The following is a 12,075-nucleotide window of genomic DNA, read 5'->3' on the forward strand; positions in this document are numbered from 1 at the left end:
CGCTCCTCCTTTGAAGAAATCGAGTTAAACCTGGCATACACGGCATTAATTTGATAGGCTCATTGGGAATCAAAGGAGGATGCGATGGTTTCTTTTCATGATGTCATGCTATGGCGCGGCAGCAAGTTTCGCGACGCGGCGGTGATGCTGCGCGCTGCGGCGAAGCGATTCGGCGAGACGCACTCCGCGATGGCGGGGATAGGCTCTTCCGAGCTCGAGGGCAAGTTCTCCGAGGCTGAGCAGAGGAAGCGCCGGTCGATGGTGGACGATGCTGAGGATCTCGAGCGCACCTTCCAGCGCGCGGCCCAGAAGTTCGACCTGGCTGGCGAGTCGGCGGACAAACTGGCCAAAGAAGCGGCCGACCTCAACGCCGAGGTGCGCGCGAAAGGCGGGGAGGTCGACGACGACGGCACCGTCAGCGGCGTCGATATGGGCTTCCGTCTTGGCAATCCGGGTCCGGTCACAAAGGAGGATCTTCAGGACACGCTCCAGGAGGGATTTACTAAGCGAGGCTGCCTGTGTGTAAGCAAAGCCGAGCAGTTCCTCAAGGTCGTAGAGCAGATCTACTCGCATTTCGGCATTGAAGCCTGGAGCAATGCCATTGAGAGTGGAAGCAATGTGGTCCAATTGGGGACCAAAGGACCGCCGCGCTCCACACTGGGGGCCAAGTACGTCAACGACTGGTGGACGGCGCTCTCGCCCGAAGAACAGAAGGAGATCATCCTCAAGCATCCCGAGTGGATCGGGCACCGCGACGGCATCCCGGCCGACGCCCGAAGCCGCGCCAACACGGTCTTGCTGCACAGGTACCTCGACCGCATGGAGGAGCTCAAAGGAAAGGTCGAAACCGAAGGCGAGTCCGACGCCCTGTTCAAAAAGTACGGCGTGACGCCGGGCGAGTACCGCGCTTACGTTTACAACAACCGAGATCACGTTCTGGCCTTGGCCAAGCGGTTTCCGATGCCGGAGGACGGACCCGAGGCGCTTTTCAACGCGCAATCGGCGCGGCAGAGACTTCTGGTTTTCGATCCTGGGAAGGGCCGTGAGCACGTGCGGGCGGCCATAGGCATAGGCGACATCGACAAGGCCAAGAACGTCATGGTGTACGTTCCCGGCATGACGACGAATGTTCGAGACGGCTTGGTCGGCACAGGAAGCGGAGGAAGCTCCGTGATCGGCCTCGAAAGAGCGCTGCAAGTGTCCGATCGGCAGCATACCGGGGAAAGCGCGGGGGTCGTGTGGCTCGACTACGACGCCCCCAGCTGGGGCGAATCGGCGCCGTATCAGAAGAACGCCGTCTATTACCCCCACGCGGCCAATGAGGCGAAAGAACGCCTGTCCTCCTTCATGGAAGGAGTGCAGCAAACTCATACGGGCGATCCGAATCTCACGCTGAGCGGACACTCGTACGGTTCGCTCACCGCGGCGGTCGCCGCAGGCCGCACCGACGTTCAGGATCAAGTCGCGGTGTGGGGATCCGCCGGGGTGAACGCGACGACCAACGACGAGCTCAACGTCCTTCCTGGAAATACCTACGTCGGCGCCGCGGAGGGGGACGCCGTCGCGGCGAGCGGGCGGTTCGGTCTGAATCCCGACGTCAACAAGAACTTCGAGCATTTCAGCACCGAGAAGTGGACAAGTCCCGAAGGGGAGCGTTACGAGGCCTCTCATGGTCATTCGGAGTATCTTTCGGGGCCCGAGTCCAAGAAATCCGTGGGAAAAACTTCGACGTACAATATTGGACGCATCATGTCGGGCAATGGCATGGCTGCGGAGGAGAAGTGAGATGGTCGGCAAGAAAGCGCTCGCAGCCCTGTGCGCGGTAGCAGCGTGCGCCGCGGGGTGCGACATACCGGATGAGTACCTTGGCGGGGGCGAGGCGACGGCTTCGCCCGTCGAGCGGCCCATTGTCGAGCTTCGGCGCGAAACCCTGGGGCTGGAAATCTCGCTTTATCGGATGCTGAGCCAAGAATACGGGGTGGGCGAATGGAAGCCCCAAGAGGAGCAGATTCAGACGAAGGTGAGTGCGTTTGTCGTTTGCTCGGCCGGATACTCCTCCGAACTGTATAGGTTGGCGACGGCGGCTCCCATTCCGACCGAAAAGTGGAAGGCTGCGACGGCGAGGATATACGAGCTCGCCAAGCCCTACGGATTTGGCAAGCCCGAACCTTATATACACACCGAGGGCAACGCGGGAATCCTCACAAATCCGCGCACCGGCGCCGAGCTTACCGTCATCAGCCACCCGAAGTTCCTTCTGATTGAGATCGACACCGGTTGCGGCAAGGACAACAGCCCCCAGGGTTTTTCCGACTGGCCTCGCGGAACGGAGGTGGTTCCCGACAATCTGCGCAGCACCGGGCGCGGCTTTTCTTTGCCGGAGAAATGGGCGCCCTACGATCCGAACGTCGTCGTCACACCGCCGCCGAGCCCCGCGGCAAAGCGATCAGGCACCGCGGCAAAGTGATTAAGCCCCGCGGCAAAGCGATCGAACTCAAAGGAATAGCGGGGGCCGGCAGCGTGTCCCAGTGGGGAGCCCAAGCACCGGGCTCCAATGAGAAGGCTCGAACGAGACAAGCGAATCCCAAAGGCCCGGCTGCACGTCCCGGGCATCACGCAAAGGAGGAAACATGGGAGAGCTGAGAGTAAACGATGCGGCCCTTCGCAAGATGGTGGCGACGTCGGACGACCTGGCCGGCGTCATCCGCGGCATCGACAACGGCGATGCCATCCGGGAGTCGAACGACGGCGTCGTCAACGGCGGCCTGGGCGCCGCGGCCGAGAAGGCCGCGGGGTATTTCGAGGAAGCGGTGGGCATCTACGCGAAGCGCCTGGAGGCGTATTCGAAGGCCACCAAAGAGGCGGCGGAGGACTTCGCCTCGACCGATCAGGCAAACGCGTCCTCCTTCTTCTCCACGCAGCAGAAGCTGGTGTAGATGGGCAGCCGTCCTCGGACGGCGGCTTAAGCATACTTCGTGCGGCGGCTTAAGCATCCCTCGTGCGGCGGCTTAAGCTTCTCTTGGGCGGCGGCGTCCCGCGTGCAAGCGGGAATCCCGTCCGGGAGCGACCTCCAGACTTGAGCCGTGGAGACTCAGCTTTGGGTGAACGGCGTTGCCTTGCACTCTCCGGGCGCGAGTGCCAGAATCTTAGTTAGCACTCGCAACCGTAGAGTGATAAAACCTCTCAGTCGGTGAGGCGTCGGGCGGGCCGGAAATGGGACCGGTTCGCGCGGCGTCGTCCGTCGCGGGCACCGACCGAGCATCCCATCTGGAGGGAATACTAAGCATGGCAAAAACCATTGCCTTCGACGAGGAAGCACGTCGCTCCATGGAGCGCGGCCTCAACCTTCTTGCCGACACCGTCAAGGTCACGCTCGGCCCCAAGGGCCGCAACGTCGTCCTCGACAAGAAGTGGGGCGCCCCCACCATCACCAACGACGGCGTTTCCATCGCCAAGGAGATTGACCTCGAAGAGCCCTACGAGCGCATCGGCGCCGAGCTGGTCAAGGAAGTCGCCAAGAAGACCGACGACGTCGCGGGCGACGGCACCACCACCGCCACGGTTCTGGCTCAGGCGCTCGTGCGCGAGGGCCTGCGCAACGTTGCGGCCGGTTCGAACCCGATCGCGCTGAAGAAGGGCATTGACGGGGCGGTCGCTCGCATTTCCGAGCAGCTGCTCGCCGACGCCAAGGAAGTGGAGACCGAAGAGGAGATCGCCTCGACCGCCGCCATCTCGGCCGGCGACAAGGAGATCGGCCAGGTCATCGCCGAAGCGATGAGCAAGGCGGGCAAGGAAGGCGTCATCACCGTCGAGGAGTCGAACACCTTCGGCCTCGAGCTCGAGCTGACCGAGGGAATGTCCTTCGACAAGGGCTTCCTCTCGCCGTACTTCGTCACCGACCCCGAGCGTCAGGAAGCCGTCCTGGAGGAGCCCTACGTCCTCCTGGTCGACTCCAAGGTCTCCAACGTCAAGGAACTCCTTCCTGTCCTCGAGAAGGTCATGCAGACGGGCAAGCCGCTGCTCATCATCGCCGAGGACGTCGAGGGCGAGCCCCTCGCGACCCTCGTCGTCAACAAGATCCGCGGCACCTTCAAGTCCGCGGCCGTCAAGGCCCCCGGCTTCGGTGACCGCCGCAAGGAGATGCTCCAGGATATGGCCATCCTCACGGGCGGCCAGGTCATCTCCGAGACCGTCGGGCTCAAGCTTGAGAACACCGACATCGACATGCTGGGCCGCGCCCGCAAGGTCGTGCTGACCAAGGACCAGACGACGATCGTCGACGGCGCCGGAACTCCCGAGCAGATCGAGGGACGCGTCGCGCAGATCAAGGTGCAGATTGAGAACTCCACCTCGGAGTACGACACCGAGAAGCTGCAGGAGCGCCTGGCCAAGCTCGCCGGCGGCGTCGCCGTCATCAAGGCGGGCGCAGCGACCGAAGTCGAGCTCAAGGAGCGCAAGCACCGCATTGAGGACGCCGTTCGCAACGCGAAGGCAGCCGTCGAAGAGGGAATCGTCGCCGGCGGCGGCGTCGCCCTCATCCAGTCCGCCGAGGAAGCCTACAAGGGATTCGAACCCGAGGGCGACGAGGCGACCGGCGCGCAGATCGTCAAGATCGCCATCGAGGCGCCGCTCAAGCAGATCGCTGAGAACGCCGGCCTCGAAGGCGGAGTCGTGGCCGAGAAGGTCCGCAACCTCCCCAAGGGCAGCGGCCTGAACGCCGCGACCGGCGAGTACGGTGACCTTCTCTCCGACGGCGTCATGGACCCGGTGAAGGTGACTCGTTCCGCTCTGCAGAACGCGGCGTCTATCGCCGGCCTGTTCCTGACCACCGAGGCCGTCGTGGCCGACCTGCCGGAGAAGCCCGCCGCGGGCGGCGCCGACGCCGATATGGGCGGCATGGGCGGCATGTACTAAGCCGCGAGGCCGCATCGGCAGTCTCTCTGCCATATGCGAGGGGCGGGAGCCTGAAGGTTCCCGCCCCTCGCGTGCGTCGCAGGGCTGCTGCGCCTCAGCTGTGCCTCACAGGTCGGGCTCGCGCTCCATTCCGCTCGCGTGAGACTCCTGCGCCGCGGCGGCCTCCTCTTCGTCGTCGACCCACTCGGGGGTGGCGGCCGAAAGAACTCTGTAGCCATGCCTCCCTTTTGGAAAGGCCAATCGCCAGGACTCCGCCCCTGCGGCGCTTCCCTGCCCGGCGGCGTCCTCTTCTGCCGAGCGGCTGAGGCTGGAGCCGAGCACGTTGTCCCATTCGCCGGATTCCACGGGGGCGGCTTTCTCCGACGGCGAGTTCGCCGCCTTAAGGCCGTCGGGAGCGTGGGGGCTCGCGGCTGTGTCCAGGCCTCCCACGGCGGCACGGGCGCCTGCGCCCCTCAGACCGTCGGCCTCCGTGTTCTCTGGCTCCGTTTTGCCCGCCTCTGCCTTGCCCTGCATGGCGGCGCCGACGGCGCGGATCGTGCCCGTCTCGGTCAGGGCGCCGCCGGAGCCCGCTTGGGCATCGCCCGAGCAGCGTCCCGCCTGATGGCGGTCCTCAATCCGTTTGCGCACCTGTGCGGCCAGCCTTTCGCGTTTGAGCTGCTTGAGCTCTTCAGGGCTCAGGTCCGTCGGGATCTTCTCGCCCGGTGCGAACCGCTCGCCGCAGGACTCAAGGCTCGAAACCTGCCCCGTAGAACCTGAAACCTGCCCCTGGGCGTCTGTGCGGCCTCCGGCGCCGACGCGGCTTTGAGCGGCGTTGCTTTGCGCGGCCCTGACGTGCCCCGCGTCGCCTCGCCCCAAGCCGTTTTGCCCGTCGTTGCCGTGCGCGACGGCCTGAACGTCCGCGAATGATCCCGTCGCGGGAGACGGGGCGCTTGCCGGGTAGGGAGGCGTGACGGCTGAGAGAGGCGATTGCGCGGAGGCGGGCGTGAAGATTCGTGCGTGAGGAACGAGCGTGGGCCGGGGGTCTTCCTCGACCTCCGGGACCCTGGCGGCCATGGCCTTTCGCTCGTTGGTCGCCGGAGCGCCGTCTTGCTCCGACAAGGCTTCAATTTTGGCGGCGATCCGCTGGGACTCGGCTTGTAGATTCTCCCGGGTGGTCTCTTCCCACTGGCGGGCCAGGGGCGTGATGAAGAGCGCTGAGCGCCCGAGCAGATGGCGAATGATCTCCTGGCGTCCGCGCAGAAAGAGAACGGTGGGGATGTGACTGTACTCTTTGCGAACTCGTTCTATGTACTTCTTGTAGCGCTGGGGCTCGACCGCGAGCGTCCCCATGTGTGCGTCGCGCAGGGCCAGCAGGTCGATGTCGATCGCATCGAGCTTGGCCGTGTCACTCGACCGCGGATCGCACTTTGAGCGGATTCCCCTGACAAGCTCGGCCACGCGGCGGGCGTTGTCCTCAGGAACGCCGAGGCGCAGCAGATCCTCGTATGCGACCTCCGCGGAGGCCGCCTCGTCCTCTCCGCCGTTGCGGGTGTACGTGTCTTTCGCCTCGGTTGAGAAGACGACGCCGTGGTACCAGGCCGCCAGCCGAACCAGCTCGGGGCGGTGCATCTGCGGCGTCAGGGTCTCCACGCTCGCCGCGATGTCCATCAGGTGCTGAAGTCCGTGATAGTGCCTGTCGTCGGACGACCATCGTTGGAGAACGTCGCGACATGCTACGGCGAGCTCCTCCTTCGACAAAGGGGAGCCAGCCGCTTGGACTGCCCGCACGTACGCCTGCGGCAGCCACTGCGGAATGTCGACGTGCATCGAAACCTCCTACCTTAGGTCAGCCATACTAGTCCTCTTGGCTGAAATCGCACATTCGGCGGCTGGGGAGCTCCCTTGCTTTTGCGTAGTTGGCGCTTTGAGTCCACGCAATGGGGCGAAATGCCCTAACGTAGTGATGTGAAGTTTTCGAAGAGATCGGCCTCGCCGTCGCCGCTGCGCGGAAGAGCTCTGGTGACGGGGGGAACCTCCGGGATCGGATTGGCTTTCGCCCGAGCTTTGGCGGCACGCGGATGCGACATCGCGCTCGTGGCCCGCAACGAGGCCCGCTTGGAATCGGTCGCCGCCGAGCTCTCCTCGCTGGGCGTCGACGTTGTCGCGCTTCCCGCCGATCTCTCGCAATCGGAGGGCGTGGCAAAGGTCTGCTCCTACATCGACGAGGAACAAGTCGAGGTCCTCGTCAACAACGCGGGCAAGGGCCTTCGCCACCCTCTCGCCACAACGGACACGGCGCCGCTGCGGGAGGCCATCGATCTCATGGCCTCCGCCGTCGTCGAAGTCGGCGCCGTTGCCGCCGCCGCAATGAAGGCTCGCGGCCACGGCGTCGTCGTCAACACGGCCTCGGTTTCGGGCCTCGTTCCCATGGGCCTGTATTCGGCGATCAAAGCCCTCGTGAAAACGTGGTCGCAGGCGCTCGCGCTGGAAATGCGACCCCACGGAGTTCAGGTTGTGACCTTCATGCCGGGGTGGGTGCGCACGGAGCACCATGCGCGAGCGGGCATCACCACGTCGAACCTTCCCGACGCCGTCTGGCTCGACGCCGACGCCGTCGTCGAGGAGACGCTTCGAGCCGTCGACGCCGGAAAGACCTACGTCACGCCTTCTCTGAAGTTCAAGGTGGCCTCGGCCCTCGCTCGATACGCCCCGCAGCGCGCTGTCGGCGCCGTGACACAGAAGATCGTGAGGGGGCGCGACGGGTGACGGAGAACCTCGAGCCGGTTGACCGATATCTCGACGAGAAGAAGGCCAAAAGGCGCCATCGCGTGCGCAGGTACATGACCCGGCCGGTCATGTCGACCTACTTGAAAACCGAGGTTCTGGGGGAGGAAAACGTCAAGGGCCTGGAGGGCGCCTTCATCTTGGTGCCCAACCATTCCTCGCACCTGGACGCGCCCATGGTCTTCTCGCTTCTGCCCGACTGGATCACGGAAAAGCTCGCCACCGGCGCCGCAGCGGATTACTTCTACCGTAAACGCGGGATCTCCTCCCTCACGTCCGTCTTCTTCAACACCTACCCGATCCTGCGCAAGGGCAAGCGCGAGAGCGTCGAGCACAGCAAGGCCGCGGGCATGACGGGGCGCCTGCTGCGGGCCGGCGTGCCGATTCTCGTTTTCCCCGAGGGCACGCGCTCGCGCAGCGGCAAGATCGGTCAGCCGAAGGCGGGCGCAGCGGCCCTCGCCATGCAGGTGGGGGTGCCGATCGTCCCCATCGCCATGCTCGGCGGGCACGAAGCAATGCCCGTGGGGAAGTTTCTGCCGAAGTTTCGATCTGAAGTGTGCCTGTTCATCGGCAGGCCCATGAACGGGCGCGAAGGGGAGTCCCCGGAGGGCTATATGGCGAGGGTCTTCCACGCGATTGAGCTCATGCTCGAACAGCACACGCCCCACCCCGTCGACGAGGACGGAACGTCTCCCTTCGGGGAGTCCGACGACGCCGCTTGAGTCCTGGCCTCTCCGGCAAGCCAGGAAGACCGCCGGAAGGAACCGACTCTTCCGCGTGCCGCGATCGTCTCCGTGTGAGAAGGCCGGACCGTCGCCGCGCAAAGCCGGCTGGCAAGCCGCCCCTGCCTGTGAGGCCGCCCTTCCGGGTCTTTGCCAGCCGGACCTTGCTGGCTGAATCTCTGCCGGTCGAGCCTTTGATTGAGCCTTTGTCGGTCTAGTTTTTGCTGGCCGGGCTTTTGTCGGTTGGGTCTTTGTCGGTTGGGTCTTTGTCGGTTGGGTCTTTGTCGCTTGGGCTTTTGTCGGTTGGGCTTTTGTCGGTTGAGTCTTTGCTGGCCGAGCCCTTGCTGGCCGAGCCTTTAAACCGCCCGATGCCCTTGCCCTTGGGCTTGGACTCCTGCTCCGTCTCCGACGAGGACGCGACGCGTGCCGCCTCCTCGGCCGCCGTGATGCCGCCCGATGCCGTCGAGGGGGCAACAGGCGGGAAGGTCAGGCGCACCGTCAGGCCGCCGCCCGGCGTCTCGCTGATCCGCGCCGTCCCACCGTGCGCGGCCATGACGGACGCGACGATGGCCAGGCCAAGACCCGACCCTCCGGACGCCCGCGACCGGGAGGAGTCCGTCCTGAAGAAACGCTCGAAAAGCCGCTCGGAATCCTCAGGTTCGACGCCAGGCCCGTGGTCGCGAACCTCGACGACGGCGTCTTCTCCATGTCTGCCCAGAGCTATCTCGACCGGGGTGCCGGCCGGCGTGTGGCTGAGAACGTTGGAGAGCAGATTCGTGACGACCTGGGTGACCTTGTCCGAATCGGCGTAGATCGTGATCTCCGGCGCGGGGCCGCCGTCGAGGCCGATGACGGCGGTGGGGCGGCCGGCGTCGCGGACCCTCAGGTCCATGGCCGCATTCATCGCTATCTCGGTCAATTGCGTGTCTTTCAGCGAAAGCGGGCGCCTCTCGTCGAGGCGGGCGAGCTGAAGAAGGTCCTCGACAAGGCCGCTCATGCGCTGAGCCTCGGATTCGATCCTGTCCATCGTGACGGGGATCTCACAGTCCGGCACGCCGCCGATGCGATAGAGCTCGGCGTAGCCGCGAACCGTGGCCAGCGGAGTGCGCAGCTCGTGCGAGGCGTCGGAGACGAACTGACGCATCTTTTTCTCAGAGCGCTCCTTGACGTCGAAAGACTGCTCGATCTGCTCGAGCATGACGTTGATGGAATCGGCGAGCTTGCCGACCTCGGAGCCCTCCTGGCCCTTGGGGACGCGGCGCGAGAGGTCGCCGTCGGCGATGGCGTGGGTTGCGCTCTCGATGCCGCGAAGGGGCTTGAGCGACGAACGGATGGAAAACAGCGCCGTGAACGCGCCGACGATGACAATCGCTGCGCCTGACAGTCCAATGACCCAGGCGATTCGGGCGACTGTCGCATCGACGGGGGCCAGGGGGAGCGCGATGATCATCGTCCCGATCGTCGTTCCGCGCCGGTCGTTGAGGTTGAAGGCTATTGCGCGCCACTGGGTCCCGAACTGCGTTCCCTTGACGGTCTCGAAGTCTGCGGTTTTCTTCGAAGCAAAGCTCCCGGGGTCTTTGGGCTTGCCGTAGCGTTGATACGTCTGCCGACTGAAGTACTCCGGCCCCGCCACGTCCCAATCGGGCTTCTTGGAGGCGTCGTTGTCGGGAGAGGGGACGATGATCGTGTCCCCCTCCATCTTGACGTAGATGTAATAGTCCGACAGGTTGAGGTGGCCGACGTCGTCCGCGGAGTTGTTCCCCTTCATTTTCGCGATGTTGGCGAGGGTCTTGCTCGCGACGACCTGCCCGGTGGACTTGAGCTGGTCGTCCACGTTGTGGACGAGGTAGGACCTGAGCATCGATATCGTGACGAATCCCAGGGCGACGATGACCAAAGCGAGGAGCGACAGGAACGTGATGAGGAGGCGAAAGGTCAGCGTCCGCCTTTTCATGACGTGGGCGCTGCCCACGGTGCTATCCGTCATGCGTCACTTTGTGTTGCGGAGCACGTAGCCGATTCCACGCTTCGTGTGAATCAAGGGGACGATGGCCTTTGCCTCTTCGGGATCGGTGATGCCCAGGGCTTCGGCCGAGTCGATCTTGCGGCGCAGATAGGAAATGTAGGACTCGACGATCGAGACTTCGCCGTTCCAGTTGTAATCCCACACGTGGTCGAGGATCTGCATTTTCGACACGACCCTCTCGGCGTTGATGAGCAGGTAGCGCAGCAGCTTGAATTCGGTCGGTGACAGCTCGACGATCTGACCGGCGCGCCGTACGTCGTACGTCTCCTCGTTGAGCTCGAGGTCGCCGTAGGTCAGGACGGCGGCGTCGGCGTCGGAGGGATGTGTGCGGCGCAGGACCGCGCGGATTCGAGCCACCACCTCTTCCAGAGAGAAGGGCTTGGTGATGTAATCGTCGCCGCCCACCGTCAGGCCCTGGATTTTGTCTTTGACGTCGTCGCGTGCGGTGAGGAACAGGACGGGAAGCTCGGCGTCGCGCTCCCGGAGTTTGCGCAGGATCGTGAATCCGTCCATGTCGGGAAGCATGACGTCCAAAACGGCGAGATCGAGATGGGCGCCGGCCTGATGGTCGAGGGCTTCTTTGCCGTCGGCCGCGGACAAAACATCGAATCCTGCGAAACGCAAGGACGCGGAGAGCAACTCTCGAATCGACGGCTCGTCGTCGACCACGAGAACGGTTGCTTCGGGAAGCTTGGAGTCGGTCATACTGCCATCTAACAACCCATTCCTGGGAATTGTCTGCAAAAACGCCCCTGCTTGGCAGGCAATGGTTCCTGCGCGGCAGGGGCGCTGCGTCGGCGGCGCGGGCGCGCTTGATGGGCTCCGCCTTGGCGTTCGCTAAGGCCGAAACGACGGTCGGCTGCAGCCGCGGCTGAAGCCGCCGCCGCGACGTCAGTAGGCGTTGAAGTCGCGCGCCTCGATCTGGGCGGGGGCGTCGCCGCTCTTGAGGGCGGCGAGCCTTGCCTCGATCTCGATGTCCTGCGAATGGTCTTCGAGTTCGGCGAACTGCTGGTCCAGGGACGAGACGGCCACCTCGGCCTTGCCCTGAGCAAGCGCCTCCTGGCGGCGGATCTGGTCCTCGTAGCGGCCGAGCTCGGACGTGGGATCGAGGACGTTGATCGAAGAGATCGCATCCTGGACGCGGTTTTGGGCCTCTGCCGTCTTCGCGCGGGCCACGAGCTGGTTGCGCTTCGTCTTGAGCTCATCGAGCTTGCTGCGCATCTGGTCGAGGCCGTCCTTGAGCTTGGCGACGACCTCTTCTTGCGAGGCGATGAGCGGCTCGGCGTCCTTTGCCTCCTTCTCGGAGGCCATCTGCTTCGAAATGGCGATCTTGGCCAGGTTGTCGAACTTCGCGGCGTCCTGCTCGTTGCCCGCCAGGCGCATCTGCTCCGCCTTGTTCGACGCCGCGAGCGCCTTCTGCCCCCACTCGCGGGAGGCCTTGACGTCCTCCTGGTAGTCGGCCTGGGCGAGCCGGAGGTTGCCCACGGTCACGGCCACGGCGTCCTGCGCCTCGGCGATCGAATTCGTGTAGTCGCGGACCATCTGGTCGAGCATCTTCTGAGGATTCTCGGCCCTGTCGAGCAAGGCGTTGATGTTCGCCTTGGCGAGCTGGGTGATCCGTCCCAGGATCGTCTGCTTCTCAGCCATATC

Annotated in this window: 10 protein-coding genes; 6 read left to right on the forward strand and 4 right to left on the reverse strand. The window is 64.5% G+C overall.

What is annotated here, in order from left to right; translation table 11 throughout:
- Positions 1 to 84: 84 nt before the first annotated feature.
- From A4H34_RS03695 to groL, 4 genes are all read left to right on the forward strand, one after another.
- On the forward strand, positions 85 to 1,785 hold the full coding sequence (locus A4H34_RS03695; protein WP_064231124.1) for an alpha/beta hydrolase: 1,701 nt from the start codon (positions 85 to 87) through the stop codon (positions 1,783 to 1,785).
- A gap of 1 nt (position 1,786) precedes the next feature.
- The gene (locus A4H34_RS03700; protein WP_064231125.1) at positions 1,787 to 2,467 is read left to right on the forward strand and encodes an LppA family lipoprotein; all 681 of its coding nucleotides are present in this window, start codon (positions 1,787 to 1,789) and stop codon (positions 2,465 to 2,467) included.
- Between the two features lie 163 nt (positions 2,468 to 2,630).
- A complete protein-coding gene (locus A4H34_RS03705; protein WP_009197672.1) occupies positions 2,631 to 2,936 on the forward strand; it encodes an ATP-dependent protease HslV in 306 nt (101 codons plus the stop codon).
- Between the two features lie 349 nt (positions 2,937 to 3,285).
- Complete coding sequence (gene groL, locus A4H34_RS03710) at positions 3,286 to 4,914, forward strand: chaperonin GroEL (protein WP_009197671.1); 1,629 nt, start codon at positions 3,286 to 3,288, stop codon at positions 4,912 to 4,914.
- Between the two features lie 105 nt (positions 4,915 to 5,019).
- On the opposite strand, the gene A4H34_RS03715 is transcribed toward groL, so the two are convergent.
- Positions 5,020 to 6,720 carry an HD domain-containing protein gene (locus A4H34_RS03715; RefSeq protein ID WP_064231126.1) on the reverse strand — a complete coding sequence of 567 codons (1,701 nt, stop codon included), beginning with the start codon at positions 6,718 to 6,720 and terminating at the stop codon, positions 5,020 to 5,022.
- A gap of 138 nt (positions 6,721 to 6,858) precedes the next feature.
- On the opposite strand from A4H34_RS03715, the gene A4H34_RS03720 reads away from it, so the two are divergent.
- Both A4H34_RS03720 and A4H34_RS03725 read left to right on the forward strand, forming a co-directional pair.
- Complete coding sequence (locus A4H34_RS03720; RefSeq protein ID WP_082903038.1) at positions 6,859 to 7,659, forward strand: SDR family NAD(P)-dependent oxidoreductase; 801 nt, start codon at positions 6,859 to 6,861, stop codon at positions 7,657 to 7,659.
- Positions 7,656 to 8,399: a lysophospholipid acyltransferase family protein gene (locus A4H34_RS03725; RefSeq protein ID WP_064231127.1), complete on the forward strand. Its 744-nt coding sequence runs from the start codon at positions 7,656 to 7,658 to the stop codon at positions 8,397 to 8,399. The genes A4H34_RS03720 and A4H34_RS03725 overlap by 4 nt, the downstream gene beginning before the upstream one ends.
- A gap of 214 nt (positions 8,400 to 8,613) precedes the next feature.
- On the opposite strand, the gene A4H34_RS03730 is transcribed toward A4H34_RS03725, so the two are convergent.
- The 3 genes from A4H34_RS03730 to A4H34_RS03740 all read right to left on the reverse strand — a co-directional run bounded on the left by A4H34_RS03730 (position 8,614) and on the right by A4H34_RS03740 (position 12,072).
- Entirely contained in the window at positions 8,614 to 10,386 is a 1,773-nt protein-coding gene (locus A4H34_RS03730; RefSeq protein ID WP_064231128.1) for a sensor histidine kinase, read from the reverse strand.
- A gap of 3 nt (positions 10,387 to 10,389) precedes the next feature.
- Positions 10,390 to 11,130, reverse strand: a complete 741-nt coding sequence (locus A4H34_RS03735) for a response regulator transcription factor (RefSeq protein WP_009197666.1) — start codon at positions 11,128 to 11,130, stop codon at positions 10,390 to 10,392.
- 186 nt (positions 11,131 to 11,316) lie between these two features.
- The gene (locus A4H34_RS03740; RefSeq protein ID WP_009197665.1) at positions 11,317 to 12,072 is read right to left on the reverse strand and encodes a PspA/IM30 family protein; all 756 of its coding nucleotides are present in this window, start codon (positions 12,070 to 12,072) and stop codon (positions 11,317 to 11,319) included.
- Positions 12,073 to 12,075 lie beyond the last annotated feature (3 nt).

Origin of the sequence: Peptidiphaga gingivicola (genome assembly GCF_001652275.1) — a bacterium.
GTDB classification, from domain to species: Bacteria; Actinomycetota; Actinomycetes; order Actinomycetales; family Actinomycetaceae; genus Peptidiphaga; species Peptidiphaga gingivicola.

What these genes read in the sequence shown, in the direction of transcription:
- A4H34_RS03695 (WP_064231124.1), top strand. Translation starts at nt 85, where the DNA reads ATGGTTTCTTTTCATGATGTCATGCTATGGCGCGGCAGCAAGTTTCGC.
- A4H34_RS03740 (WP_009197665.1), bottom strand. Translation starts at nt 12,072, where the DNA reads ATGGCTGAGAAGCAGACGATCCTGGGACGGATCACCCAGCTCGCCAAG.
- A4H34_RS03715 (WP_064231126.1), bottom strand. Translation starts at nt 6,720, where the DNA reads ATGCACGTCGACATTCCGCAGTGGCTGCCGCAGGCGTACGTGCGGGCA.
- A4H34_RS03735 (WP_009197666.1), bottom strand. Translation starts at nt 11,130, where the DNA reads ATGACCGACTCCAAGCTTCCCGAAGCAACCGTTCTCGTGGTCGACGAC.
- groL (WP_009197671.1), top strand. Translation starts at nt 3,286, where the DNA reads ATGGCAAAAACCATTGCCTTCGACGAGGAAGCACGTCGCTCCATGGAG.
- A4H34_RS03730 (WP_064231128.1), bottom strand. Translation starts at nt 10,386, where the DNA reads ATGACGGATAGCACCGTGGGCAGCGCCCACGTCATGAAAAGGCGGACG.
- A4H34_RS03700 (WP_064231125.1), top strand. Translation starts at nt 1,787, where the DNA reads ATGGTCGGCAAGAAAGCGCTCGCAGCCCTGTGCGCGGTAGCAGCGTGC.
- A4H34_RS03705 (WP_009197672.1), top strand. Translation starts at nt 2,631, where the DNA reads ATGGGAGAGCTGAGAGTAAACGATGCGGCCCTTCGCAAGATGGTGGCG.